25 protein-coding genes are annotated in these 26,350 nt (G+C 67.2%); 17 read left to right on the top strand and 8 right to left on the bottom strand.

Annotation, left to right across the window (positions count from 1 at the left end; genetic code table 11):
• Positions 1–8 precede the first annotated feature (8 nt).
• Positions 9–1,169, bottom strand: coding sequence for an aminotransferase class V-fold PLP-dependent enzyme (locus AC3WRC_RS13980; protein ID WP_492304241.1), 1,161 nt, complete (start codon positions 1,167–1,169; stop codon positions 9–11).
• An 83-nt stretch (positions 1,170–1,252) separates the two neighbouring features.
• Positions 1,253–4,102: a preprotein translocase subunit SecA gene (gene secA, locus AC3WRC_RS13975; protein ID WP_492304240.1), complete on the bottom strand. Its 2,850-nt coding sequence runs from the start codon at positions 4,100–4,102 to the stop codon at positions 1,253–1,255.
• A gap of 244 nt (positions 4,103–4,346) precedes the next feature.
• On the opposite strand from secA, the gene AC3WRC_RS13970 reads away from it, so the two are divergent.
• From AC3WRC_RS13970 to AC3WRC_RS13955, 4 genes are read left to right on the top strand one after another with little or no spacing between them, the layout of a single operon-like run.
• Entirely contained in the window at positions 4,347–5,243 is an 897-nt protein-coding gene (locus AC3WRC_RS13970) for a peptidylprolyl isomerase (protein WP_492304239.1), read from the top strand.
• 1 nt (position 5,244) lies between these two features.
• On the top strand, positions 5,245–6,639 hold the full coding sequence (gene argJ, locus AC3WRC_RS13965) for a bifunctional glutamate N-acetyltransferase/amino-acid acetyltransferase ArgJ (RefSeq protein WP_492304238.1): 1,395 nt from the start codon (positions 5,245–5,247) through the stop codon (positions 6,637–6,639).
• Complete coding sequence (locus tag AC3WRC_RS13960; RefSeq protein ID WP_492304237.1) at positions 6,636–7,049, top strand: (deoxy)nucleoside triphosphate pyrophosphohydrolase; 414 nt, start codon at positions 6,636–6,638, stop codon at positions 7,047–7,049. Before argJ ends, AC3WRC_RS13960 begins: the two co-directional genes overlap by 4 nt.
• Positions 7,050–7,074: 25 nt before the next feature.
• On the top strand, positions 7,075–7,263 hold the full coding sequence (locus AC3WRC_RS13955; RefSeq protein ID WP_039246696.1) for a Flp family type IVb pilin: 189 nt from the start codon (positions 7,075–7,077) through the stop codon (positions 7,261–7,263).
• Here the strand turns inward: AC3WRC_RS13955 and AC3WRC_RS13950 are convergent.
• Complete coding sequence (locus tag AC3WRC_RS13950) at positions 7,260–8,162, bottom strand: methyltransferase domain-containing protein (protein WP_112863068.1); 903 nt, start codon at positions 8,160–8,162, stop codon at positions 7,260–7,262. The genes AC3WRC_RS13955 and AC3WRC_RS13950 overlap by 4 nt on opposite strands.
• On the opposite strand from AC3WRC_RS13950, the gene AC3WRC_RS13945 reads away from it, so the two are divergent.
• The 5 genes from AC3WRC_RS13945 (at position 8,161) to AC3WRC_RS13925 (ending at position 11,066) form a co-directional block, all read left to right on the top strand.
• Positions 8,161–8,955, top strand: coding sequence for a ComF family protein (locus AC3WRC_RS13945; RefSeq protein ID WP_091751930.1), 795 nt, complete (start codon positions 8,161–8,163; stop codon positions 8,953–8,955). The genes AC3WRC_RS13950 and AC3WRC_RS13945 overlap by 2 nt on opposite strands.
• Positions 8,956–9,027: 72 nt before the next feature.
• A complete protein-coding gene (grxC, locus tag AC3WRC_RS13940) occupies positions 9,028–9,285 on the top strand; it encodes a glutaredoxin 3 (RefSeq protein WP_055755096.1) in 258 nt (85 codons plus the stop codon).
• A gap of 3 nt (positions 9,286–9,288) precedes the next feature.
• Positions 9,289–10,128 carry a carbon-nitrogen hydrolase family protein gene (locus AC3WRC_RS13935; RefSeq protein ID WP_492304236.1) on the top strand — a complete coding sequence of 280 codons (840 nt, stop codon included), beginning with the start codon at positions 9,289–9,291 and terminating at the stop codon, positions 10,126–10,128.
• Between the two features lie 6 nt (positions 10,129–10,134).
• A complete protein-coding gene (locus AC3WRC_RS13930; RefSeq protein WP_492304235.1) occupies positions 10,135–10,569 on the top strand; it encodes a DUF1178 family protein in 435 nt (144 codons plus the stop codon).
• Positions 10,569–11,066 (top strand): GNAT family N-acetyltransferase, encoded by a 498-nt coding sequence (locus AC3WRC_RS13925; RefSeq protein WP_492304234.1) that lies wholly within the window; start codon positions 10,569–10,571, stop codon positions 11,064–11,066. Before AC3WRC_RS13930 ends, AC3WRC_RS13925 begins: the two co-directional genes overlap by 1 nt.
• Here AC3WRC_RS13925 and AC3WRC_RS13920 read toward each other — a convergent pair.
• Positions 11,063–11,368 (bottom strand): UrcA family protein, encoded by a 306-nt coding sequence (locus AC3WRC_RS13920; RefSeq protein WP_492304233.1) that lies wholly within the window; start codon positions 11,366–11,368, stop codon positions 11,063–11,065. The two genes, AC3WRC_RS13925 and AC3WRC_RS13920, sit on opposite strands and share 4 nt — an antisense overlap.
• Before the next feature lie 234 nt (positions 11,369–11,602).
• On the opposite strand from AC3WRC_RS13920, the gene typA reads away from it, so the two are divergent.
• From typA to AC3WRC_RS13895, 5 genes are all read left to right on the top strand, one after another.
• Positions 11,603–13,435, top strand: a complete 1,833-nt coding sequence (gene typA, locus AC3WRC_RS13915; protein ID WP_055755091.1) for a translational GTPase TypA — start codon at positions 11,603–11,605, stop codon at positions 13,433–13,435.
• A 51-nt stretch (positions 13,436–13,486) separates the two neighbouring features.
• Complete coding sequence (gene glnD, locus AC3WRC_RS13910) at positions 13,487–16,192, top strand: [protein-PII] uridylyltransferase (protein ID WP_492304232.1); 2,706 nt, start codon at positions 13,487–13,489, stop codon at positions 16,190–16,192.
• A gap of 36 nt (positions 16,193–16,228) precedes the next feature.
• Positions 16,229–17,824 (top strand): murein biosynthesis integral membrane protein MurJ, encoded by a 1,596-nt coding sequence (gene murJ / locus AC3WRC_RS13905; RefSeq protein WP_153924247.1) that lies wholly within the window; start codon positions 16,229–16,231, stop codon positions 17,822–17,824.
• Positions 17,825–17,949: 125 nt separating this feature from the next.
• Positions 17,950–18,993, top strand: a complete 1,044-nt coding sequence (gene trpS / locus AC3WRC_RS13900) for a tryptophan--tRNA ligase (RefSeq protein WP_492304231.1) — start codon at positions 17,950–17,952, stop codon at positions 18,991–18,993.
• Positions 18,993–19,457 carry an OsmC family protein gene (locus tag AC3WRC_RS13895; RefSeq protein ID WP_492304230.1) on the top strand — a complete coding sequence of 155 codons (465 nt, stop codon included), beginning with the start codon at positions 18,993–18,995 and terminating at the stop codon, positions 19,455–19,457. Before trpS ends, AC3WRC_RS13895 begins: the two co-directional genes overlap by 1 nt.
• Before the next feature lie 5 nt (positions 19,458–19,462).
• On the opposite strand, the gene AC3WRC_RS13890 is transcribed toward AC3WRC_RS13895, so the two are convergent.
• From AC3WRC_RS13890 to AC3WRC_RS13880, 3 genes are read right to left on the bottom strand one after another with little or no spacing between them, the layout of a single operon-like run.
• Entirely contained in the window at positions 19,463–20,269 is an 807-nt protein-coding gene (locus AC3WRC_RS13890) for a dienelactone hydrolase family protein (protein ID WP_492304229.1), read from the bottom strand.
• A complete protein-coding gene (locus AC3WRC_RS13885; RefSeq protein ID WP_492304228.1) occupies positions 20,266–20,904 on the bottom strand; it encodes an alpha-ketoglutarate-dependent dioxygenase AlkB in 639 nt (212 codons plus the stop codon). Before AC3WRC_RS13885 ends, AC3WRC_RS13890 begins: the two co-directional genes overlap by 4 nt.
• The gene (locus AC3WRC_RS13880; protein WP_055755085.1) at positions 20,867–21,235 is read right to left on the bottom strand and encodes a hypothetical protein; all 369 of its coding nucleotides are present in this window, start codon (positions 21,233–21,235) and stop codon (positions 20,867–20,869) included. Before AC3WRC_RS13880 ends, AC3WRC_RS13885 begins: the two co-directional genes overlap by 38 nt.
• 290 nt (positions 21,236–21,525) lie before the next feature.
• Here AC3WRC_RS13880 and dnaK point away from each other — a divergent pair, with 290 nt between their 5' ends.
• The 3 genes from dnaK (at position 21,526) to dapB (ending at position 25,557) form a co-directional block, all read left to right on the top strand.
• Entirely contained in the window at positions 21,526–23,433 is a 1,908-nt protein-coding gene (gene dnaK / locus AC3WRC_RS13875) for a molecular chaperone DnaK (RefSeq protein ID WP_492304227.1), read from the top strand.
• A 175-nt stretch (positions 23,434–23,608) separates the two neighbouring features.
• On the top strand, positions 23,609–24,811 hold the full coding sequence (gene dnaJ / locus AC3WRC_RS13870) for a molecular chaperone DnaJ (protein ID WP_055809618.1): 1,203 nt from the start codon (positions 23,609–23,611) through the stop codon (positions 24,809–24,811).
• Positions 24,808–25,557: a 4-hydroxy-tetrahydrodipicolinate reductase gene (gene dapB, locus AC3WRC_RS13865; protein WP_066553577.1), complete on the top strand. Its 750-nt coding sequence runs from the start codon at positions 24,808–24,810 to the stop codon at positions 25,555–25,557. Before dnaJ ends, dapB begins: the two co-directional genes overlap by 4 nt.
• A gap of 68 nt (positions 25,558–25,625) precedes the next feature.
• Here dapB and dnaQ read toward each other — a convergent pair whose 3' ends face one another.
• Positions 25,626–26,348, bottom strand: coding sequence for a DNA polymerase III subunit epsilon (gene dnaQ, locus AC3WRC_RS13860; protein WP_492304226.1), 723 nt, complete (start codon positions 26,346–26,348; stop codon positions 25,626–25,628).
• Between the last annotated feature and the right edge of the window lie 2 nt (positions 26,349–26,350).

Below are 26,350 nucleotides of genomic sequence, written 5' to 3'. Positions count from 1 at the left end.
TCTACTGATCAGAGGGATCGGCAGGCCGCGATCAGGCGATCGACGTCCTCGGCGTCCTGATACAGGCCGAAGCCGAAGCGGATGACGTCCTCGCGCACATCGGTGACGATGTTCGCCGCCCGCAGACCGACGCACCAGGCTTGGGCGTCGGGATGACGCAGGGCGAGGAAACGGGCGCGCGGCGCGTCGCCCTCGACCGGATTGAGGATTTCGGCCTGCGACAACACCCCGGCCTGTCCACCCTGAACGGCCTGCTGGAACCTGGTCGCCAGATCGCGCGCATGGGCGGCGATGGCGGCGGTGTCCAAGCCCTGCTGATCCAGCATTCGGCGCACGGCGTTGAAGCGATACAGCGGGGTGCAGTCGAAGGTGGCGCCCCAGAAGCGACCGCCGTCGCTGCGGTACTGGACGCCGCCGGGAGGCCCCGACAGGTCGCCGAACTCCGCGAACCAGCCGGTGACGACAGGACGCGGGCAGAAGCCGGGCGGGGCGTGCAGGAAGCAGACCCCCTCGCCCGACATGGCGTATTTGTAGCCGCCGGAGACATAGAAGACCCGGTTCGCCACCGCCGACAGGTCGGTCGGGGTCACCATGAAGCCGTGATAGCCGTCGATCAGCACCCAAGGTCCTTCGGGTCTCGCCAAGGCGGCAAGCTCCTCGATCCGGTCGAACAGGCCCCCGGTGCGGAAGAACACCTGGCTGACCACGATCCAGTCGTAACCACCCTTGGACGCCTCGGCGATGAAGCGGTCGGCGAAGGTGTCGAAAGAGGCTAGCGGAACGCGCGTGACCACCGCCGCCCCGACCTCTTCCCACCGTTCGGCCTGACGACGGAAGGAGTGGAATTCGCCGTCGGTCGCCAAAATGCGGACCGGCTTAGTCTCGACGCCCGAAAACAGGCGCAGCAGGAAGTCGTGGGTGTTGGACGAAAAGACGATGCTGTCGGACGAGGGCAGGCCCAGCTCGGCCGCGACATGGGCCTGGGCCTCGGGGATCACTTGGCCGAAGACGAGCTCCCACTTGTGGTCGGCATGAAGATTGGCGTCGAGCCAGGTCTGCTGCTGCGCCTCGAAACTGGCGTCGGGCCACAAGTGATGGCTGTGCGCGGCGAAATGCAGCCGACCGGGCGCCGCCGACAGGGCGCGGGAGAAGAGGGACTTGTAGGTCATCCCTCTTCTTTAGGACATCTCACCCAGCGCTCAAGCAGCGAGCCGCCACGCGGCGAGTGATAGCGCCCCGCGTATGGCGCCTCTTAAACGAGAGCCCCGTGGCAGTGTTTGAACTTGCGGCCCGAGCCGCAGGGGCAGGGGGAGTTGCGGCCGGTCATTTCCCAGCCGGGCGGCAGGGCCTCGATCGGCAGTTTGGAGCGGTCGTCGCCGATCAGCGTGCCTTCCGGGTTCTGGGCCGACGGATTGGCCATCTCGTTCTCGCCGGTGCCGGGGTTCAGGTGGATCTCCTGGAACTCGGGCAGTTCGGGCGGGGCCTGGAAGCGGAACTCGACCGTCATCAACCAGCGGGTGACGTTGTGGCGCAGGTCGTAGAGCAGGCTCTCGAACAGCGAGAAGGCCTCGGTCTTGTATTCGTTCAGCGGGTCGCGCTGGCCATAGCCGCGCAGGCCGATGACGCCGCGCAGGTGGTCCAGATGGACCAGGTGCTCGCGCCACTGCATGTCGATCATCTGCAGCATGAACTGCTTTTCCAGACCGCGCGTCTGGTCGGCGCCGATCTGTTCTAGGCGTTCGGCGGCGCGGGCGTCGGCGGCGGCCAGAAGCCGGTCCTCGATCTCCTCGTTCGACACGCCTTCCTCGGCGGCCCAATCGTGCAGCGGCAGCTCCAGACCCAGGGTCGAGCGGACCTTTTCGTCCAGGCCGTCGATGTCCCACTGTTCGGCATAGGCCTTGGGCGGCATGTAGCGTTCGACCAGGTCGGACACCACGTCGCGGCGGAAGTCGCCGACCAGTTCCGACAGGTCCTCGGAGTCCATGAACTCCTGGCGCTGCTCGAACACGGCCTTGCGCTGGTCGTTCACGACGTCGTCGTATTTCAGCAGGTTCTTGCGGATGTCGTAGTTGCGGGTCTCGACGCGCTTCTGGGCGGTCTCGATGGCGCGGTTCAGCCAAGGGTGGGTGATGGCCTCGCCCTCAGCCACGCCGAAGGTCTTCATGATCGAGTCGAGGCGGTCGCCGGCGAAGATGCGCAGCAGGTCGTCCTCGCACGACAGGTAGAATTTCGAGGTGCCGGGGTCGCCCTGACGGCCGGTGCGGCCGCGCAGCTGGTTGTCGATCCGGCGGCTCTCGTGGCGCTCGGTGCCCAGAACGAACAGACCGCCGGCCTCAAGCGCGATCTTCTTCTGGACAGCGATCTCGGCCTTGAACTCGGCCTCCTTGGCCGTTTCCATTTCCGGCGTGACCTCGACGGCCATGTTGCGCTGTTCCAGCAGCCACTTCTGCATCTTCATCTCGAGGTTGCCCCCGAGCTGAATGTCGGTGCCGCGGCCCGCCATGTTGGTGGCGATGGTCACCACGCCCGGCAGGCCGGCGTCGGCGACGATATAGGCCTCCTGCTCGTGCTGGCGCGCGTTCAGGACGCTGTGGGGAATGCCGCGCAGCTTGGTCTCGTAGGTGATGTCATAGGCGGCGTCGCCGATCTTCTCGGCTTCCTTGGCCTTGCCCGCATATTCCGGCTTCAGCGTGCGCGAGGTTTCGACCTTGTATTCGAAGCGGCTCAGCAGGTCCGACAGCTGTTCCGAACGCTCGATCGACACCGTGCCGACCAGGATCGGCTGACCGGCAAGGTGGCATTCGGCGATCTGTTTGGCGATGGCCTGGTTCTTCTCGGCGTGGGTCCGATAGACCTCGTCGTCATAGTCCTTGCGCTGGATCGGCCGGTTGGTCGGCACCTCCAGCACGTCCATCTTGTAGATGTCGCCGAATTCCTGGGCCTCGGTCGCGGCCGTGCCGGTCATGCCCGACAGCTTTTCGTACAGGCGGAAGTAGTTCTGGATCGTCACCGAGGCCAGGGTCTGGTTCTCGGGCTGGATCTTGACGTCTTCCTTGGCCTCGATGGCCTGGTGCAGGCCTTCGGACAGGCGGCGGCCGGTCATCATGCGGCCGGTGAATTCGTCGATCAGGACGATCTCGCCGCCCTTGATGATATAGTCCTTGTCACGCTGATACAGGGTGTTGGCGCGCAGGGCCTGGTTGGCGTGGTGAACCAGGCTGATGTTGGCGGCGTCGTACAGGCCCGTGGTGTCGGCGGCGAAGTGACCGCCGGCCTCCAGGGCCTCTTCCATCCGCTCGGAGCCCAGCTCGGTTAGCAGGACCTGCTTCTGCTTCTCGTCGAGCTCGAAGGTGTCCTTGTCCTTGATCAGCTCTTTGATCAGGCCGTCCAGCACCTTGTAGAGATCCGAACGGTCCTCGGTCGGGCCGGAGATGATCAGAGGCGTGCGCGCCTCGTCGATCAGGATGGAGTCGACCTCGTCGACGATGGCGAAGTTGTGCGGACGCTGCACCATCTCGCGCCGGTCATAGACCAGGTTGTCGCGAAGATAGTCGAAGCCGAACTCGTTATTGGTGCCGTAGGTGACGTCGGCGTTGTAGGCCGCCTGGCGCTGACCCTGGCTGAGGCCGTTGACGATGACGCCGACCTCAAGACCCAGGAAGCGATAGACCTTACCCATCGTTTCGGCGTCGCGGCGGGCCAGGTAGTCGTTGACGGTGATGACGTGGACGCCCTTGCCGGGCAGCGCGTTCAGATAGACGGGGGCCACGGCGACCAGGGTCTTGCCCTCGCCGGTCCGCATTTCGGCGATGCCGCCCTCGTGCAGGATCATGCCGCCGGCCAGCTGAACATCATACTGACGTTGGCCCAGCACGCGCTTGGAGGCTTCGCGCACGACGGCGAAGGCTTCGGGTAGGATCTTGTCCAGGGTCTCGCCGTTCGCCAGCCGATCGCGGAAGGCGTCGGTCATCATCCGCAGTTCGTCGTCGGACAGGGCGGCGAACTTGGGCTCCAGCGCATTGATGCGCTGGGCGTGGTCCTGGAAGGCCTTGACCTTGCGGTCGTTGGAAGAGCCGAAAAGTTTCTTGGCGAAGCCGAGCATATTGGATCCGGTAAGCGGTCGAGCGTCTGCGAGCTGAGCGGCTCTGAAATCCCGTGAGGGGCGGCGATACGGACGCCGTGAGAGAGGCCCTGACCGACCGCAGCCCCGGAGCGCCGCATCAGGCGCGCGCGAAGGGCCGCGCAGACGATCAAAACCCCTCGACTTGGGCGCAGGCGGGACTTAAGCACCGGCCTAACCCCTGTCAACGCGAGGGGCTTTCGGCCGCCTTCGACGGAGCGCCCCCGTGACCCCATTCCGGCGATCTTCACGTATCCTGACGGCGGCCTTGCTGACGGCGGCGCTTTCGACCGCCGCCTGTTCGAGCGGCGGCGACAACCGGCCGCCCGAACAAGGGGACCAGGCCGTGGCCACGGTGCAGGACGAGACCATCTGGGCCTCGGACGTGAAGCGCGAGGCGGTGGCCCAAGGTTTGATCGGCGAGGACGAGGCGCTGGATACGACGTCGGATCTCTTCCGCCGGGTGCTGGACGAGGTGATCGACCAAAAGCTGCTGGCCGGAGAGGCGCAGCGGCGTCGACTGGATTCCTCGCCTCTGGCGCAGCGGCGACTTGAAGCGACGCGCGAACGCATCCTGGGCGACATGCTGGTCGAGAGCGTGGTCAACAAGGCCGTCTCGGACCAGGCGGTGCAGACCCTTTATAATGAGCAGCTGCGGCTGGCGAAGACCTCGGAAGAAATCCGCGTGCGGCTGATCCTGTCGCGCACCAAGCCCGAGGCGGACGCCGTGATCGGCATTCTGGGCCAGGGCGCCGGCTTCGAGGCGGTGGCGGCGGAGCGGTCGATCGACGAGGCGACGCGGTTTTCCGGCGGGGATCTGGGCTATTCGACGCTGGATGTGATGCCCCAAGCCTATGCCGACGCCCTGCGCGACAAGCCGGCCGGATCGACCGTCGGGCCTTTCCAGACCGAGGGCGGCTGGGCCGTTCTGAGGGTCGAGGACCGGCGCAAGGAAAACCCGCCGACGCTGGAGCAGGCCCGACCGCAGATCGTGCGCTATCTGACCTATGAGGGCGTGCGACAGTTGCTGGAACAACTTCGCGGCAAGGCCAAGGTGGATGTCCGCCTGCCCGCGCAGACGCCGCCCGCATCGCCTGCTCCTTCCGCTTCTCCGGGCGCCTAACATGACCAAGCCTCCCTCTACGACCGGCCAGAAGATCGAGCATGCATTCGAAAAGGCGCTGGACCCGTTCGCCACGGCGCTGAAGCGCGCAACCCGCACGCCGGGATCGGATGCGGCGCCAGCCGCCGCGCCTGCGCCGGCCGCCGCCGGCAAGCCGGGTCTGGCCATCTCGCCCCTGGCCGTGCCGTTCCCGACCATTCCGCCGATCGGCGGGGTCGAGATCGCGACCGCGCGCGCCGGCTTCTACAAGCATGAGCGCGACGACCTGGTGGTGTTCCGGTTCGCGCGGGGGACCAGCTGCGCCGGGGTCTTCACCCGCCACAAGATCGGCTCGGCGCCCGTGGACTGGTGCAAGAAGCATCTGGCCGGGGCCGAGGGCGGCAAGGATGTGCGCGCCCTGGTGATCAACGCCGGATGCGCCAACGCCTTCACCGGCAAGGCCGGCGCGGACGCGGCGCGGCGCACGGCCTCGGAGGTCGCCAAACGGTTCGGCTGTCGTCAGCGCGACGTCATGCTGGCCTCGACCGGCGTGATCGGCGTGGTGCTGGACGACAAGAAGATCGTCGCCAAACTGCCCGAGATCGAGACCGGTCTGGAGGCGGACGCCTGGGCCCGGGCCGGTCGCGGCATCATGACCACCGACACCTTCCCCAAGGGCTCTTACGCCGAGGCCGAGATCGAGGGCTACAAGGTCCGGATCGCCGGTATCGCCAAGGGATCGGGCATGATCGCGCCGGACATGGCGACCATGCTGGCCTTCATCGTCACCGATGCGGACATCCATCCGAACGTGCTGCAGGCGCTGTTGGGCCTGCACGTGCGCACCACCTTCAACAGCGTGACGGTGGATGGCGACACCTCGACCAACGACACGGCCCTGCTGTTCGCCACCGGCACCTCGGGCGCGCCGCGCATCGGGCGGGTCGGGGATCGCCGGCTGAAGAGCTTCTCGGCCGCCCTGGACAAGGTGATGCTGGACCTGGCGCACCAGCTGGTGCGCGATGGCGAAGGCGCGACCAAGTTCGTCAAGGTGACGGTGGACGGCGCCGCCAGCCCCGCCTCGGCCCGCAAGCTGGCCAAGTCCATCGCCGACAGCCCTCTGGTCAAGACCGCCATCGCCGGTCAGGACGCCAATTGGGGCCGGGTCGTCATGGCGGTGGGCAAGACCGAGGAGCCGGTCGACCGCGACCGTCTGGCCATCAAGTTCGGTCCGCACCAGGCCGCCATCGACGGCGCCCCGTCCCCGACCTACGACGAGGCCAAGATGACCGCCTATATGAAGAACCCCGAAATCGACATCACCGTCGACGTGGGTTCGGGACGGGCGTCGGCGACCGTGTGGACCTGCGATCTGACCAAGGGCTACATCGAGATCAACGGCGACTATCGCTCGTGACCGCTGCGCCGCTTCCCACCGTCCTGGTCGTCGCCGTCGCCCTGGTTGACGTGGATGGGCGGGTTCTGATCGCCAAGCGTCCCGAAGGCAAGAAGCTGGCCGGTCTGTGGGAGTTTCCGGGCGGCAAGGTCGAGCCCGGAGAGCGGCCGGAACAGGCGCTGATCCGCGAGCTGAAGGAAGAGCTGGGGATCGACGTTAGCGAAAACTGTCTGTCGCCGTTCGTTTTCGCCAGTCACGCTTACGATTCGTTTCACCTGTTGATGCCATTGTATCTGTGCCGACGGTGGGACGGCGTGGTCACGGCGCGTGAACACGACGGCCTCGCCTGGGTGAAGCCGAGCAAGCTTTCGGACTATCCCATGCCTCCGGCGGACGAACCTCTGGTCGCCTGGTTGCGCGACCTGCTCTGACCACCGCCGACCAGGGAGGCCGGCAATGCGACGTCTTATCGGCCGGTTCCTGCGCAATGAGAGCGGGGCCACAGCCATCGAATACGGGCTGCTCTGCGCCCTGATCTTCCTGGCGATCGTGACCTCGATCAGCGCCTTGGCGAACAGCCAGAACGGCGGCCTGGCCGCCACAGTGAACAAGCTGAGCGCCGCCATACAGGCCGCGATCAGCTAGTCCGGCTCTTCGCCCGTCATTTCCTTGACGCCCAGCGCATCGGCCAGCCGCGTCTTGGCCGAGCCGCGCGGCAGGGGCTTCTGCTGGCTGTCGTGGGGTTTCCAGCCGGCCAGATGGATGATCTCGAACGTCGCCGGGATGCGGCCGTCGTCGAGACCGTATCGCTCGGCATAGAGGGCGGCGGCGCGCGCCACGATGCGGCGGCTTAGCGGCCGAACGGGTCCGTGCAGCACGTTGGTCTCGCCCATGGCGCGCAGGTCGCGGATCAAGGCGAAGAGATCGGCGTAGCGGACGGTGAACCGATCCACGTCCGATACCGGCAAAGCGAACCCGGCGCGCTGCAACAGGGCTGCCCCGTCATAGCCGTCAGCGAAGGGCGAAACCCGCGCCTGGGCGCCGCCGCGCTCCTCCAGTTCGACCTCGGTCAGGACGGCACGAAGCTCTTTCAGCGTGCCCGCGCCGAACAGCGTGCCGATGAACAGGCCGTCCGGTTTCAACGCGCGCCGGATCTGGGCCAAGGCGCCCGGCAGATCATTGGCCCAGTGAAGGGTCAAAAGGGAGACGATCAGATCGGTCGAGGCGTCGGCCAGCGGCAGCGCGTCCGCACCCGGCGCTGCGCGCTGGGCCAGGGAGACGGGCGTCTGGATAGGACCGACGCGGCCGGCGGCGTCGCTGGACCGGACCGCCGCATCGAACACGCCTGGATGGGCGGACAGATCGACCGCAACGGGAAAATCGCGCAGTATGGCTTCCAGGCTCTCGGCGGCGTTGGCGGCGGCGCGGGCGTGCAGGAAGTCGGCCTGGGGGAATCGGGCGGCGGACCGCGCCAACCGCGCCTGACGTCGAACGGCGTCGAAGATGCGCGGGGGGCCTTCGGAAGGGGATTGGGGGGCGGTCATGGACGCACAGGATGGGGGTTGGCGACGCGCCTGGGAAGGGGCGGGCCGTCACTTGCGCGGAGCGGGGCGGGGACTGGCCGACCTGATCCTGCCGCCGATGGCGCATGACAGCCGAGAGGCGACAGCTGCGGCCGGCCTGACGCCCGACGCCTGGAGCCGGATCAAATTTCTAGAGGCGCCGGTCTGCGACGGATGCGGAGCGGCCTTCGACTTTGACGGTGGCGCCTTCGCCGAGGATCGCTGCGCGGCCTGTATCGCCAAGCCCTACGCCTTCGAGAGAGCGCGGGCGGCCTGCCTGTATGATGAGGCGTCGCGCAGTCTGATCCTGAGGTTCAAGCACGGGGACCAGCAGCAGTTCGCGCCCCTGTTCGCGCGCTGGATCGGGCGCGCCGCCGCCGACCTGGTCGAAGACGCGGACGTGATCCTGCCCGTGCCGCTGCATCGGTTTCGCCTGTTGTCGCGACGGTTCAACCAAGCGGCCGAGATCGCCCGGCCGCTGGCCCGGCACGCCGGCCGCGACTATTTGCCCGACGCGCTGGTCCGCACGACCCACACGACCAGCCAGGGCGGCAAGAGCCAGCGCGGGCGGCGGCTGAACGTCAAGCAGGCCTTCGCCGTGACCGAGGCGGGCCGGCGTCGGATCCGGGGACGACGCATCCTTCTGATCGACGATGTGTTGACCACGGGCGCGACCGGAGAGGCCTGCGCGCGCGCCCTGATCGACGCCGGAGCGCGCGCCGTAGATCTCGCCGTCATCGCGCGGGTGCGAAACGCCCGTGAACTGACTATGTGAAGAGCGCCCTATCGCTCGCCGCGCGGCGGCTCGCTGCTTGAGGGCGCTGGATTTTATTTTGGAGATCTGAACTTGGCCGACGTCGTCATCTACACCAAGCCTGGCTGCCCCTACTGCTTCAGCGCCATGTCGCTGCTGAAGAAGAAGGGCGTGGACTATACCGAGATCGTCGCGTCCAACGATCCCGACAAGAAGGCCGAAATGGTCGAGAAGTCGGGCGGCCGCATGACCTTCCCGCAGATCTTCATCGACGGCCAGCACGTCGGCGGTTCCGACGACATCCACGCGCTGGATCGCGACGGCAAGCTGGACGGACTTCTGGCCGCCTGATCCATGAGCAGCGGGCTCGACATCGCCGTGATCCAGACGCGCACGCCGGCGACGGCGCGAGCGGCGCTGGCCCATGTCGAGCCCCTGATCCGCGAGGCGGCGTCGGGCGGAGCGAAGTTCATCCTGACGCCCGAGGGGACCAATGTCCTGGAGCAGCGCCGAGACCGGCGCGATGCGGCGATCACGACCGAGGACGAGGATGTCGCCGTTCTGGGTCTGCGTCGTCTGGCGGCGGAATTGGGCGTCTGGCTGCTGATCGGTTCGGCCATCGTCCGGTCAGGCCAAGCGGGAGACGGCCGCGCCGCCAATCGGTCGCTCCTGATCGATGCGTCGGGCGGGATTGTGGCCCGATACGACAAGCTGCATGTCTTCGACGTGAACCTGCCCAATGGCGAGACCTATCGCGAGAGCGCGACGGTGAGGCCCGGCGACGGGGCGTCGGTGGCGGACACGCCCTGGGGTCGGCTGGGCCTGACCATCTGCTACGACATCCGCTTTCCCCATCTGCATCGCCAGTTGGCCAAGGCCGGGGCGTCGATGATCGCCGTGCCAGCCGCCTTCACCGCCCCGACGGGCGAGGCGCATTGGGAGACCCTGCTACGCGCCCGCGCCATCGAGACGGGGGCGTTCGTCCTGGCGCCGGCGCAGGGCGGACTGCACGAAGACGGTCGCCGCACCTGGGGGCGATCCACCGTCGTCGGACCCTGGGGCGAGATCATCGCCAAGGCGGATCACGACGAACCTTGCATCGTGCGTGCGAAACTGGACATGGAGGCCGTGGCCAGGGCGCGCGCCGCCGTGCCCAGCCTGACCCACGATCGCGATTTCCTGCCCGCTGTTTAACGCCCCATGATCCGCTACGCCCTGAAATGCGACCAGGCCCACGCCTTCGAAGCCTGGTTCGGCTCCTCGACCGACTATGACGATCAGGCGGCGCGGGGGCTGGTGGAATGCCCGTTCTGCGGTTCGCACGCGGTGGAAAAGGCGATCATGGCCCCGGCCGTCAGCGGCGCCCGCAAGGCCGATCCCGCCTCTGACGCCGCCGCCAAGATGCAGACGATGATGATGGCCGCCGCCCGCGAGGTCCGCGCCCATGTCGAGGCCAACTTCGACTACGTCGGCGACACCTTCGCCCGCGAGGCGCGCGACATCCACGAGGGCCGATCCGAGAAGCGCGAAATCTATGGCGAGGCCACGCCCGCCGAGGTGAAGAAGCTGAAGGACGACGGTGTTCCGGTATCCGCCCTGCCTGACGCGCCGCCAGACCCGTCCAAGGTGAACTGATGACCCTGCAATGGCGGCCCATGCGGCCTACGGACATCGATGCGGTGGTGGAGGTGGCGCGGCTGTCGTTTCCCGACCATTTCGAGGATCGCGCCTGTTTCGAAAACCGGCTGGCGCTTTATCCGCGCGGCTGTTTCGTGCTGGGGGAGGGCGACGGCGCCGCGCGGGGCTATCTGATCGCCTATCCGTGGAAGGCCGAGAGCGCGCCGCCGCTGAACATGGTGATCGAAGGCCTGCCGGCCCAGCCGGACCTGATCTATCTGCACGATCTGGCCCTGCACCCCGAGGCGCGGGGCGGGGGCGTGACCGGCGCCATCGTCGAGCGACTGGCCGAACAGGCGACGGAAGACGAATGGCGCGCCATCGCCCTGGTCGCGGTCAATGACGCCGTCGGCTTTTGGTCTCGACACGGTTTCGTCGAGCAACCCGCCGAGGCCATGGCGGCCAAACTGGCCAGCTACGGCGCCGACGCCCGCTATATGCTGCGACCGCTCTAGCGCCGATTGAGCGCGGTCTGCCCGCCCGCGCGCACGAAATAGATGCGTTGAGGACGGGGCAGGGCGACATAGGCCCGGCGTCTCATTTCACGCTCGCAGACGCTGGCGTCGCCAAGGCTGTCGGGGGTCAGGACGGCGCGATGGACGGCGCACCAGTCACGGCTGGCGGTGCGGATGCGGCCGGCCAGGATCATGGCCTCGCCCGGTCGGGCCATGTTCAGCCCCTCTGCGTTCACATACATGTCCGGCGCCTGGCCCGCGGCCAAGGCGGCGGCTAGCGCGGCTGCAATCATCAAACCCATCGTCATTTCCCCTTCGTAATGGGCCTGTGTCAGGCCCGTCGGGGGGAAAGAGGCGTCCGTCAGCGGCGTCGGATGCGGCGTCGGGGATGAAATATCGGTAAGGCGGCGATCAGCGCGGCGAACGCCCGCTCTGGTCTTTCTGTCCACATGCCTGTAAGAGGCGCGCGCCTCCCGCATGCCTTTTCATGACCAGCGGCCGCCCGTATGCCGGCCGCGCCTTTTCGCGATACTCAAATGAACCTGCGCAACGTCGCCATCATCGCCCACGTCGACCACGGCAAGACGACCCTGGTGGACCAACTGCTCGCCCAGTCCGGCGTCTTCCGAGCCAACGAGGCGCAGACCGAGCGCGCGATGGACTCCAACGACCAGGAAAAAGAGCGCGGCATCACCATCCTGGCCAAGTGCACCTCGGTGCTCTGGAACGGTAAGGCCGGTGAAACCCGCATCAACATCATCGACACCCCCGGCCACGCCGACTTCGGCGGCGAGGTCGAGCGCATCCTGGGCATGGTGGACGGCTGCGTCATCCTGGTCGACGCCGAAGAGGGCGTCATGCCCCAGACCAAGTTCGTGCTGACCAAGGCGCTGAAGATGGGCCTGCGCCCGATCCTGTGCATCAACAAGGTCGACCGCGCCCACGCCGATCCGGACCGCGTCCACAACGAGACCTTCGACCTGTTCGCCGCCATCGGCGCGACGGACGAGCAGCTGGACTTCCCGCACATCTACGCCTCGGGCCGCAACGGCTGGGCGACGCTGGACCTGAACCAGCCCAACGACAATCTGGCCCCGCTGTTCGACCTGATCGTCGATCACGTCCCGCCGCCCGCCGTCCAGGCCAACCGCGACAAGCCGTTCCGCATGCTGGACGTGCTGATCGAAAGCGATCCGTTCCTGGGCCGTCTGCTGACCGGCCGCATCGAGAGCGGCAAGGCCGTTCCCGGCATGGCGATCCACGCCCTGGACCGTGAAGGCAAGGAAATCGAACGCGGCCGCATCACCAAGGTGCTGGCCTTCCGCGGCCTGAAGCGTCAGGCTCTGGACGAGGGTTCGGAAGCGGGCGACATCGTCGCCATCGCCGGCATGTCCAAGGCGACCGTGGCCGACACCCTGTGCGCCATGGAAGTCACCGAGCCTCTGCCCGCCCAGCCGATCGATCCGCCCACCATCTCCATGACCGTCTCGGTTAACGACAGCCCCCTGGCCGGTCGCGAAGGCGACAAGGTCCAGTCGCGCGTCATCCGCGACCGTCTGCTGAAGGAAGCCGAGGCCAACGTCGCCATCCGCGTGACCACGACCGAAGGCGGCGACGCCTATGAAGTCGCCGGCCGTGGCGAACTGCAGCTGGGCGTTCTGATCGAGAACATGCGCCGCGAAGGCTTCGAGGTCTCGATTTCGCGTCCGCGCGTGGTGTTCCAGACCGGCGAGAACGGCGAGAAGCTGGAGCCGATCGAAGACGTCATGATCGACGTCGACGACGAGTTCTCGGGCATCGTCATCGAGAAACTGTCGGCCCGTAAGGCCGAAATGACCGACATGGGCCCGTCGGGCGCCGGCAAGACCCGCATCAGCCTGAAGGCGCCGTCGCGTTCGCTGATCGGCTATCAGGGCGAGTTCCTGACCGACACGCGCGGTTCGGGCGTGCTGAACCGCGTGTTCAGCCACTATGAGCCGCACAAGGGCGCGATCGCCGGCCGTCTGAAGGGCGTTCTGATCTCGAACTCTGACGGTGAAACCGCCGCCTTCGCCCTGTGGAACCTGGAAGACCGCGGCATCATGTTCGTCGGCGCCGGCGAGAAGACCTATCAGGGCATGATCATCGGCGAGAACGCGCGCTGGGACGACCTGGACGTCAACCCGATCAAGGGCAAGCAGCTGACCAACGTCCGCGCCTCCGGCAAGGACGAGGCCGTTCGCCTGACCCCGCCGCGCCAGATGTCGCTGGAACAGGCCATCGCCTATATCGACGACGACGAGCTGGTCGAGGTGACGCCCAAGTCCATCCGCCTGCGCAAGCAGACGCTGAACCCGTCGTTCCGCAAGAAGCGCGTTCGCCCGGAGTAGTCAGCAATCCCTGACTGACGTGCGGTGGGATGCGGCCTATAGACGGCTGACATGAACGCCTCGCCCAGTCTGGATGACCGCCTTGACGAGGCCGCCCGCGCGGAAGACCCGCGCGCGGCGGTCTCTGTCGTTTTGCGCGAGACCTATGACGCCGCCCGCGCCCGGGCGGAGCGCAAGCTGGATGGCGGCATGAAGGGCCGCGATGTGGCGCGTCTGTACGCCGCCGCTGCCGACGAGATGCTGGCCGGCCTGTGGCGGGTGGCGACCCAGACGCTGTGGCCGACCTCGCCGGTCGAGGCCGAGCGGCTGGCCCTGGTCGCGGTCGGGGGCTACGGCCGGGGCGTGCTGGCGCCCCATTCCGATCTGGACCTGCTGTTTCTGAAATCGTCCAAAGCGACGCCGCGCGGCGAGCAGGTGATCCAGTTCGTCCTCTATGTGCTGTGGGACCTGGGGGCCAAGGTCGGGTCGGCGGTGCGCTCGGTCGAAGAGTGTCTGAGCCTGTCGCGCACCGACATGACGGTGCGGACGACCCTGCTGGAGGCGCGTCCGCTGGCGGGGGACGAGGCGCTGGCCCAGCTGATGATCGGCCGGTTTCGCGACATGGTGTCGAAATCCGATTCGCGCCCCTTCATCGCCGCCAAGCTGGAGGAGCGGGCCGCCCGGCACGAAAAGGCTGGCTCGACCCGCTACAAGGTCGAACCCAACGTCAAGGACGGCAAGGGGGGCTTGCGCGACCTGAACACCCTGTACTGGATCGCCCGGTCCCTGGCGCCCGAAAGCCGTCTCGGCGCGACGGTGATGGACGAGCTGTTCACCCCGCGCGAGCGACGGACGTCGGACGAGGCGTTCGACTTCCTGTGGCGGGTCCGCATCCATCTGCATCTGATCGCGGGCCGGGCCGAAGAGAAGCTGACGTTCGACATGCAGCCCGAGGTGGCCCGGCGCATGGGTTGGCGCGGGCGCGGCGACGAACCGGCGGTCGAGCGGTTCATGCGGCGATACTTTCTGGTGGCCCGCGACGTCGGCGCCCTGACCCGCGCCATGTCGGCCAAGCTTGAGGCGCGCCACCAGAAGACGGCGCACGGCCTGTCGCGTCTGATGGCGCCGTTCCGGCCCGCCCCCCGGCGCAAGCTTGAGGTCGAGGGGTTCTGGATCGATCAGGGGCGTCTGTCGGTCGAGGGGCCGGAGGTGTTCGCCGCCGATCCGGTCAAGCTGCTGACCCTGTTCGTCTGCGCCGACAAGCACGACCTGGACCTGCATCCAGACGCCTTTTCGGCGGTGACGCGATCGCTGTCGCTGGTGACGCCCCGGCTGAGGCGCGATCCGGCGGCGACGCGCGCCTTCCTGGACGTTTTGGCGCACGGGCAGCGGCCCTATCGCGTCCTGACCATCATGAACGAGACGGGTCTGTTGGGTCGGTTCCTGCCCGAATGGGGGCGGATCGTCGGCCAGACCCAGTTCAACATGTACCACGCCTATACGGTCGACGAGCATACGCTTCAGGCCATCGGCATCATCAACGACATCGCGCGCGGCAAGCTGAAGACCGACCACCCCATGGCCAGCGAGATCGTGCACCTGATCTCGGACATGGAAGCCCTGATGCTGGGCATGCTGCTGCACGACGTCGGCAAGGGCGGCGAGCGGGGGCAGCTGGAGGATGGCGCTATCGCCGCGCGTCGGGCGTGCGAGCGGCTGGGCGTCGATCCGCGCCGGATCGAACTGGTCGTCTGGCTGGTGCGCAGCCATCTGGCGCTTTCGGACTACGCCCAGAAGCGCGACCTGTCGGACCCGGCGACCATCCGCGCTTTCGCCGAACTGGTCGGCGACCCCGAGCGGCTGCGGATGCTGCTGGTCCTGACCGTCGCCGATATCCGGGCTGTGGGGCCGGGGGTGTGGAACGGCTGGAAGGGTCAGCTGATGCGCACCCTCTACAACCAGGTCGCCGCCCTGTTTCGGGGCGAGGACGTGACGCGCGAGGATCCGCTGGCGGCGCATCCGGCCCTGGTCCAGCGGGCGCGCGAGACGGGCGCGGCGGCCGAGAGCGCGCCCACCGCGCCGGTGCAGGGGCTGACGGTGCAGACCACCGAAATCTCCATCGCAGCGGCCGACCGGCCGGGCCTGTTCGCCGATCTGGCCCAGACCATGGCCGCGCTTGGGGCCGACGTGACCGACGCCCGCGTGGCGACCGAGGACGGCGTCGTTCTGGACGTGTTTCGTGTTCAGGACGGAGCGGGCCTGCCTTATGGCCAGGCCGAGCCGCGTCGCCTGAAGGCTTTGGTCGAGGCCCTGGAAAAGGCCGCGCGGGGCGAGGGCCGTATCGGCCAGGCGCCCGATCCGACCGGCAATGCGCGCAAGGCGGCCTTTGAAGTCCGGCCGGTGGTCATGGTCGATCACCACGCCAGCGAGGTCGCCACGGTGGTCGAGGTGTCCTGCGCCGACCGGCCGGGTCTGCTGGCGGACCTGTCGCGCGTGTTCAACGACGAAGGCCTGAGCATCCGCTCCGCCCATGTCGCCAGCTATGGCGAGCGGGCGGTGGACAGTTTCTACGTCGTGGATCGCAAGGGGCGGAAGATCACCTCGGAACAGCGGATCGCCGAACTGCGCACCGCGCTTGAGGCCGTGCTGGACAGCCGCGCGCCCGCGCCCGCCGGACGCAAGGTCGCCTCGGCCCGCGCCAGCGCGCGCGACGTCTCCGACCTGGGCCGCCGCAGCCCGCGCGCAAAGCCCGTATCGCCCGGCGAACAAGCGCGCTAAGCGACAACCTTCCTCCGCGCCCTGTCGAATGTCCGCATGAGCCTCGCCCGAAACACCCTGGTGCAGTCGACCCTGACGCTGGGCAGCCGAATTCTCGGCTTCGTGCGCGACATGGCGCTGGCGGCGCGCTTCGGCCAAGGGCCGATGATGGACGCCTTCACCACGGCGTTGATGCTGCCCAACATGTTCCGCCGCCTGTTCGCCGAGGGCGCCTTCGCCCAGGCCTTCGTGCCGGTCTATGGCGGGGTTCGGGCGCGCGAGGGCGAGGAAGCCGCCGCCGTCACGGCGTCCGAGGCGCTCAGCTTCATGCTGGCCGTGGTCGCCGGCTTCTGCATCCTGCTGCAGGTCGTGATGCCCTGGATCATGCCATGGCTGCTGTCGGCCTATCAGGGTCAGCCCGAGGTGCTGCGCGCCGCCGTAATCGCGACCCAACTGGCCATGCCTTATCTGGCCTGTATGACCGTGGCCTCGCTTCTGTCGGGCGTGTTGAACACGGGCGGTCGGTTCGCCCTGTCGGCGGCCGTGCCGGTGTTTCTGAACCTGTGCACCCTGGCCGCCCTGATGCCGCCGCTGATCTTGCCGATCCCGCAGGAGACGGTGCTGCTGATGGTGACGGCGGCGGTGACGGTGTCGGGCCTGATCCAGGCCGGTCTGCTGTGGTGGGGCGTGCGGCGTCTGGGCGTTCGGCTGAAGATCGGCCTGCCGCGCATCACGCCGAACGTGCGTCACACCCTGGCGCTCGCCGTGCCCGGCGCCCTGGCGGGCGGGGCGCTGCAGATCAACTCTCTGGTGTCGCAGTTCCTGACCGGGTCGGACGAGGGCGCGCGTTCGGTGCTGTATAACGCCGACCGGCTGTATCAACTGCCGCTGGGCCTGGTGGGCGTCGCTATCGGCCTGGCCCTGGTGCCGCGCCTGACCAAGGCGTTTGTCGATGGGGATCACGAGGGCGGGCAGAAGACGCTGGACGACGGCATCAATCTGGCGATGGCCTTCACCCTGCCGGCGGCCGTGGCCCTGTTCGTCATTCCCTTCTTCATCATCGACGCGACCGTGACGCGCGGCGCCTTCACCTCGGCCGACGCCGCCCGCACCGCCGATGTGCTGCGTCAGTTCGCCTGGGGCGTGCCGGCCTTCGTCCTGGCCAAGGTTCTGACCCCGCCCTTCTTCGCGCGCCAGGACACGCGCCGTCCGATGATCTTCGCCGTGGCCAGCGTGGTCATCACCGTCATCCTGGGCTCGGCCCTGTTCTTCTGGTTCCGCCGTCAAGGTTGGGACGGGGTGCTGGGCCTGGCCATCGCCACCAGCACCTCGGCCTGGGTCAATGTCGCCCTTTTGGGCGGGGTCCTGATCCGCGAGAACAGCTGGCGGCCGTCGCCGGCCTTTTTGTCGCGCATCGCCCGCGTGATCGCCGCCAGCGCCATGATGGCCGCCCTGCTGTTCGCCGCCGACGTCTTCTATCCGCAGCTTAGCCGCCTGTTCCTGGCCAAGGAGATCGCCGTCCTGGTGGTCTGCGGCGCCGGGGCCGGGCTTTACGGCTTCTGCCTGCTGGCGTTCCGGGCGGTCACCATCTCGGAACTGAAGGCCACGCTGAAGCGCGAGCCCGGCGGCGGCGCGGTCTCCGGTCTGGACTGACAGGCGGCGAACCGATAAGCGCGAGGCCATGACGACCTCGGGCCTGATCCATGACCTGCGATGGCGCGGCTGAGCCGCCGCCTGCCTCGCCACGCCTGCCTTTCGACCTTCCGAGACCCGATCCCATGACCGACCAAACCCCCGCCGTTGCGACCTATGACGGCCCTCGCCGCATCCTGTCCGGCATCCAGGCCTCAGGCGCGCTGCACCTGGGCAACTACCTCGGCGCCTTGAAGCGGTTCGTGGAGCTGCAGGACCAGGGCGCGCCGGTCTATGTCTTCGTCGCCGACATGCACGCCGTCACCGTGTGGCAGGATCCCGCCAAACTGACCGCCCAGACGCGCGAGATCGCCGCCGCCTATCTGGCCTCGGGCCTGGATCCGGAAAAGGCGATCATCTTCCCGCAATCGGCCGTGCGCGCCCATGCGGAACTGGCTTGGATCTTCAACTGCGTCGCCCGCCTTGGCTGGCTCGACCGGATGACCCAGTTCAAGGAGAAGTCGGGCAAGCACAAGGAACGCTCCTCGGTCGGCCTCTACACCTATCCCGTGCTCCAGGCGGCCGACATCCTGCTTTACAAGGCCACCGAAGTGCCGGTCGGCGAGGACCAGAAGCAGCATCTGGAGCTGACCCGCGACATCGCCGCCAAGTTCAACAACGACTTCGGCGTTCCCGGCTTCTTCCCCGTACCTGAACCGATCATCCAGGGGCCGGCGACCCGCGTCATGTCTCTGCGCGACGGGGCGGCTAAGATGTCCAAGTCGGATCCGTCCGACAACAGCCGCATCAACCTGACCGACGACGCCGACACGATCGCCTCCAAGATCAAGAAGGCCAAGACCGATCCCAAGCCGTTGCCGGAAACCCTGGAGGGCCTGAACGAACGGCCCGAGGCCAAGAATCTGGTCGCCATCTATGCGGCGTTGGCGGACCTGACCCGCGAACAGGTGATCGCACAGTTCGGCGGCCAGGGCTTCGGCGCCTTCAAGCCGGCGCTGGCGGATCTGGCGGTGTCGTCCTTAGCGCCCGTGACGGCCGAGATGCGCCGCCTGATGGACGATCCGGCCGAGATCGACCGCGTGCTGAAGGCCGGCGCCGAACGCGCCGCCGAGGTCGCCGATCCCGTGGTGGACGAGGTCAAGAAGATCGTCGGCTTCTGGAGGGCGTAATGGGCGTCTATGAAGCCAAGGTCGTCTGGGACCGCGGCGACCAGCCCTTCCTGGACAAGGGCTACAGCCGCGCCCATTCCTGGAGCTTCGACGGCGGGGCGGTGGTGCCGGGGTCGTCGGCGCCCTCAAGCGTGCCCGTGCCGATGTCCGATCCGGCCGGCGTCGATCCGGAAGAGGCGATGGTCGCCTCTCTGTCCAGCTGTCACATGCTGTGGTTCCTCGCCTTCGCCGCCAACGCCGGCCTGGTGGTCGACACCTATGTCGACGAGGCGTCGGGCAAGATGGGCAAGGACGATGACGGCAAGCGCTACCTCGCCGAGGTGACGCTGCGCCCCTTCACCAGTTTCACCGGCCGCAAACCCGACCAGGCCGAGATCGACGCCCTGCACCACCAGGCCCACGACCAATGTGAAATGGCCCATTCGGTGAGGGCGACCATCACGGTCGAGGCGACGATCGGCTAGGCGGCTCAGCCGTGTGGGACGGCGTCGGTCAGGAAGGCGCCGAACCGGCGCAGGGCTTCGGTCGTCAGTTCCGGGTCGTGGCGCATAGGGCCGTTGTTGGTGGGTTCGTCGAAGGCGTGGGTGCCCCCGGCGATCCAGCTTTCGACCTCGGAGCCGCAGTTGCGGATCATGGCGTTGACCTGTTCGGCGTTGCGCACAGTGGTCAGGTGGTCGCGCTTGCAGGTGACGGCCAGGACGCGCGGGCAATGCCGCCAGGGCTTCAACCGGTTGAAGGCGAACGGGCCGATGTAGGGATAGGCCAGCCAAACCGCCTTGACGCCGGACAGGTCGGCCTCGGCGGGATCGATCACGCCAAAGGCGCCGGGCGTCGGCGCGCCGCTCATCATCTCCATGATCGACCAGCCGCCGTGGCTCCAGCCGGCCAGGGCCAGCTTCGTCGCGTCGACATCGGGGCGGGCCGAAACGCCCTGGATCGCCGCCAGGACGTCGCCCACCCGCTCATAGCCCCGGAACGACAGGCCGGTGCAGACCGCCGCCAGGGTGAAGGCCCGGCCCCAGCCGCGCGGGCCGTAGGAATCGACGATGAAGGCGCGCCAGCCCGCTGCCTTGGCGACCTCGGCATAGCGGGACAGGTGATCGCGCAGCCCCCCGCAGCCGTGGAAAAGCAGCACGGCGGGGCGAGGCCGCTCGTCGTCCGGCCCGACGACGGTGACATGGGGCTCCAGCCGGGCCCAGCGGCGCTTCAGATCGTCCATGGCCGACATACGCCGCAGCTTGTCGTCGAAAGCCAGTCCAAAAAATCCGGCGCTCAACCGGCGCAGCGCAGCGTCAGGTTCAGCCGGCCGCCGCCGGGGATCAGGCGCGACGATCCGGCCAGCACGCGGTCGACGCCGTGACGGGCCAGGCGCGCGGGGCCGGTCAGGGCGCAGACGTCGCCGCTGTTCAGCCTCAGCGTCGTGGTGCGTCCGCCCTCCGCCGCAACGATGCGGAACGTCGCCGTGTCTCCGAGTGATACCGACAGGACAGGCGCGCCCAGATCGGCCTCGTCCTTGTCCTGGTGCAGGCCCATCTTCGCCGCATCGCGATACAGATTGACCAGACAGGCGTCCGGCGGCGTGGGCCAGGCGACCGTGGCGTCCCACAGGTCGAGCAGCACAGACGGGATCGCGGGCCAGGGTCGCCAGGTCTCGGGATGGGTCGACTGATAGCGATAGCCGCCCCGGTCGGAGACCCAGCCCAGCGGCCCGAAGTTGCTCATCTGAACCGAAAAGGGCCGCCCGCCCGGCGTAGTCGGCCGATAGAGGGGCGCGTCATCCAGCCGGGCGAACACCTCGGCGACCAGATCAGCCTGCGCCGATGCATCGAGCGCCCCCGGCCAGAGCCGGAAGCCCTCGACGGCGCTCTTCACCTCAACGGGTATAGGTGTATTCGCTGACCTCACAGACATTGATGCGCGACCGCGTCAGCTCCTGACCGTTGGTGAACTCGGCCTTGAAGTCATAGATGCAGGCGCCCGAGCCGTCATCGATGTTGATGCGCACATCCTGCCCGCTTTCCAGAACGTCCGAGCCCAGGATGTCCTCTTCCCAGTCGTCGCTGCGCGAATCCGACGCGTAGAAGCGCAACATGGTCCAGCCGGTGCGGTTCTTGATGGTGACGTGCCGATCATAGCCGTCCTTCGACTGCACCATCGGCGTCGCAGCAGGCGGCGCGGCGGCCGCTGCGGAGCCGACAAGAATGGCTGCGGCGACGACGGCCTTGAGCGTAGTCTTGATCATTGTTTCCTCTCCCTTCCTCGATCGCGTTCCTCAGAGCGCGATGCAAAATCTTATGCGCCGTAATCGCCGCGCCTGCATCTTCGAATTTCAACGTTCTTCGAAAGCGTTGAATCGCATAACGCCCTTGCGGGCCGGGGGGACTTTCCCATATCGGGGCCAGCTTCGGAGAAACCCCGATAACCTTGGGGCTATCCAGCCTGATCCACGCCAACCCAACCGGGGGCGGTCACGCGCGGCGCTTCGTCGAAGGCCGCCGCATCGCCCGCTGAACGAGAGAGACTGAAGAGCACATGGCCAAGATTATCGGCATCGACCTGGGCACCACCAACTCGTGCGTCGCCGTCATGGACGGCAAGACGCCGAAGGTGATCGAAAACGCCGAGGGCAACCGCACGACCCCGTCGGTCGTGGCGATCCAGGACGGCGCGGAAGTGCTGGTGGGCCAACCCGCCAAGCGCCAGGCCGTCACCAACCCGTCCAACACCTTCTTCGCGATCAAGCGCCTGATCGGCCGCAACTTCGATGATCCCGTCGTCGCCAAGGACAAGGACATGGTGCCCTATGAGATCGTCAAGGGCCCGAACGGCGACGCCTGGGTGCGCGCCTTCGGCAAGGACTATTCCCCGCAGCAGATTTCGGCCTTCACCCTGACCAAGATGAAGGAAGCGGCCGAGGCCTATCTGGGCGACAAGGTCACCCAGGCCGTCATCACCGTGCCGGCCTACTTCAACGACAGCCAGCGTCAGGCCACCAAGGATGCCGGCAAGATCGCCGGCCTGGAAGTGCTGCGCATCATCAACGAGCCGACCGCGGCGGCCCTGGCCTATGGTCTGGAAAAGAACGACGGCCAGAAGATCGCCGTCTATGACCTGGGCGGCGGCACCTTCGACGTTTCGATCCTGGAGATCGGCGACGGCGTGTTCGAGGTGAAGTCGACCAACGGCGACACCTTCCTGGGCGGCGAGGACTTCGACCTGCGTCTGGTCGATTACCTGGCCGACGAGTTCAAGAAGGAGCAGTCGGTCGACCTGCGCCAGGACAAGCTGGCCCTGCAGCGCCTGAAGGAAGAGGCCGAAAAGGCCAAGAAGGAGCTGTCGACCACGACCCAGTACGAGGTCAACCTGCCGTTCATCACCATGAACGCCTCGGGTCCGTTGCACCTGAACATCAAGCTGACGCGCGCCAAGCTGGAAAGCCTGGTCGAGGATCTGGTCCAGCGCACGATCGAGCCGTGCAAGAAGGCCCTGGCCGACGCCGGCCTGAAGGCTTCGGACATCGACGAAGTGGTTCTGGTCGGCGGCATGACCCGCATGCCCAAGGTCGTGGAAGCCGTGAAGGCCTTCTTCGGCAAGGAGCCGCACAAGGGCGTGAACCCTGACGAAGTCGTGGCCCTGGGCGCCGCCGTTCAGGCCGGCGTTCTGCAAGGCGACGTCAAGGACGTGCTGCTGCTGGACGTGACGCCGCTGACCCTGGGCATCGAAACCCTGGGCGGCGTGTTCACGCCCCTGATCGAGCGCAACACGACGATTCCGACCAAGAAGAGCCAGACCTTCTCGACCGCCGACGACAACCAGTCGGCCGTGACGATCCGGGTCTTCCAGGGCGAGCGTCCGATGGCGTCGGACAACAAGATGCTGGGCCAGTTCGACCTGATGGGCATTCCGCCCGCACCGCGCGGCATGCCGCAGATCGAGGTCGCCTTCGACATCGACGCCAACGGCATCGTCAACGTCTCGGCCAAGGACAAGGCGACCAACAAGGAGCAGTCGATCCGCATCCAGGCGAACGGCGGCCTGTCGGACGCCGACATCGACAAGATGGTCAAGGAAGCCGAAGCCAACGCCGCGACCGACAAGGCCAAGAAGGATCTGGTCGAGGCGCAGAATGCCGCCGACAGCCTGATCCACTCGACCGAAAAGGCCCTGGCCGAGCACGGCGACAAGGTCGGTGCGGACGAGAAGACGGCCATCGAGACCGGCTTGGCCGAGCTGAAGACCGCGCGCGAAGGCACGGACCCGGAAGACATCCGCGCCAAGACCAACACCCTGGTCCAGGCCTCGATGAAGCTGGGTGAGGCCATGTACGCCCAGCAGCAGGGCGACGCCGCCGCCGAAGGCCAGCCGGCCGACGACGGCGTGGTCGACGCAGAGTTCGAGGAAGTGTCGGACACGGACGGCGACGACAAGAAGAGCGCCTGATCCGTCACAGGTCGCTGAAATGATACGGCCCCGCTTGTCTTGCGATAGGCGGGGCCTTTTCATGAAACTTGCATCATTGGTCCCGGACCCCATGTCAGCCGGGACATCGATTTCGACCAACGCTCGGTAAGAGGCGAGGCGAAAGCGAACGGGGAAGTATGAGGACGAACGCCCGATGGCGCGTGATTATTACGAAGTTCTGGGTGTCGAACGCACGATCGACGCCCCCGGCCTGAAAGCCGCCTACCGCAAGCTGGCCATGGTTCACCATCCCGACCGCAACGGCGGCTCGGAGGAGTCGATGGCCAAGTTCAAGGAACTGTCCGAGGCCTATACGGTGCTGTCGGACGACAACAAGCGCGCGGCCTATGACCGTTACGGCCATGCGGGCGTGAACGGCGGCGGGGGCGGCAATCCCTTTGGCCAGGGCGGCCAGGGTTTCTCGGACATCAACGACATCTTTTCCCAGGTCTTTGGCGATGCGTTCGGCGACGCGTTCGGCGGACGCCAGGGCCGGGGCCAGCAGGGCGGACCGCGCCGGGGCTCGGACCTGCGCTACGATCTGGAGATCACCCTGGAGCAGGCCTACAAGGGCGAGGACGTCGAGATCGACATCCCCTCCACCATGACCTGCGACACCTGCGAGGGGTCGGGCGCCAAGCCGGGCACCAAGCCCGTCACCTGCACCACCTGCCAGGGCGCCGGTCGCGTGCGTCAGGCCAACGGCTTCTTCCAGGTCGAGCGCACCTGCCCCCGCTGCCACGGCCAGGGTCAGATGATCGCCGATCCCTGCACCACCTGCCACGGGCACGGCCAGGTGCGCAAAACCCGCACCCTGAACCTGAAAATCCCCGCCGGTGTGGACGACGGTTCGCGCATCCGTCTGTCGGGCGAGGGCGATGCGGGCCAGCGCGGCGGACCGCGCGGCGATCTGTACGTCTTCATCTCGGTCACGCCGCACGACCTGTTCGAGCGCGACAACCTGGACCTGCTGGTCACCGTGCCCGTGCCGATGACGGTGGCGGCCCTGGGCGGCGAGATCGACGCCCCTTGCCTGGTCTCAACGGCCTGCGACGGCAAGTGCAAGGCCTCGGTCGCCGTGCCGGCCGGCGCCCAGACCGGCAAGACCGTACGCATCAAGGGCAAGGGCATGCCCCATCTGAACGGCCGCAACCGGGGCGATCTGGTGGTCGAACTGTTCGTCGAGACGCCCACCGATCTGACCGCGCGCCAGCGTGAGTTGCTCGAAGAGCTTGCCCTGTCGTTCGGGGAGGGGCAGAACCCCAGGAATTCCAGCTTTGCCGGAAAGGCGAAGCGTTTCTGGGCCGACATCCTGGGCAGTCAGGACGCGGACGGGTCGAAAGAGAACGCGGTTTGAGCGCAATCTTCCACGCCGGCATTTCCGGCTATCGCGGCCGGATGGGGCGTGCGGTCTCTCAGGTTCTGGATGCCCGCGAAGACGTGGTGGTCGCCGCCCGCTTCGATTGGGGCGAAACCGCCGACCTGTCGCTGTGCGACGTGATCATCGACTTCTCGACCCCGGCCGCCTCGGTGGCCCTGGCCCAAAGCGCGGCCGAGCGCGGCGGCCCGGCCTTGGTGATCGGTTCGACCGGCTTCACGGACGAGCAGGAGGCCGACCTGATGAAGGCCGCCGAGAAGGTCGCCATCGTCAAAAGCGGCAACTTCTCCCTGGGCGTGAACATCCTGATCGGCCTGGTCCAGCACGCGGCCCAACGTCTGGACGCCCAGGATTGGGACATCGAGATCACCGAGGCCCACCACCGCCGCAAGGTCGATTCACCCTCGGGCACGGCCTTGATGCTGGGCGAAGCCGCCGCCGAGGGGCGGTTCGCGGATCTGGATGACCTGCGCTCCAAACCCTATGACGGCGTGCAGGGCGAGCGCGAGAGCGGCAAGATCGGTTTTTCCTCGATCCGCGCCGGCGGCATCATCGGCGAGCATACCGTGCTGTTCGCATCGGAAGACGAGGTGCTGACCCTGAGCCACTCGGCGATCGATCGGTCGCTGTTCGCCAAGGGCGCGGTCGCCGCCGCCGCCTGGGTGCGGACGCGAGGGCCCGGTCTCTATGACATGCAGGACGTGCTGGGCTTCCGGCAGGCTTAAGCCTGGGGCGCTGCGCGCCGCGCTATGTTCGCGACGCGGTCGCTCACGACTTGAGCGCTAAAAAGACACTAAGCCGCGTCTTCCTGCGCCGGCAGGCCGTAAGCGTCCCACAGTGATCGGTCCTTCAGCGCCTTGGCGAGGAAGGCGACGTGGGCGGCCTGTTCTTCGGGCGTGGAGCGCGGCGCCAGCTGGCGAGGGCGCTGACCATAGGCGGCGGTTTCGATGACGCCGCCGGGGCCACGACCGACCGGCGCGGACGACAGGTCCAGCACCCGCTCCTTACCGCCACGAAGCTCCAGATAGACCTCGGCAAGCAGACGGGCGTCGATCAGGGCGCCGTGCAGCGTCCGCTCGACCAGCGACACCTTGTAGCGTTTGCACAGGGCGTCCAGCGAGTTGGGCATCCCCGGAAACCGCGTCTGGGCCAGTTTCAGCGTATCGATCCAGCGCGCCTCGCCGGTGATCGGCCGGCCGCACCGCGCATATTCGAAGTCGATGAAGTTGCGGTCGAAGGCGGCGTTGTGGGCGATCATCTGAGCATCGCCGATGAATTCGATCAGGTCGTCGGCGATCTCGGCGAACTTGGGCGCATCCTTCACCTTCTCATCAGTGATGCCGTGAACCCGGATGGCGTCGGGCGGGATCAGCCGCTCGGGATTAACGAACCGATGGAAGGTCCGCCCCGTCGGCAGCAGGTCCTGGATCTCGATACAGCCGACCTCGATCAACCGGTCGCCCGTCTTGGGGTCGAAGCCGGTGGTTTCCGTATCCAGAACGATCTCGCGCGCCATTC

The organism is Brevundimonas sp. EU05-FHT14B07, assembly GCF_058790795.1.
Note: the sequence above shows the minus strand (reverse complement) of the source record. Positions and strands in the feature narration are given on the sequence as shown.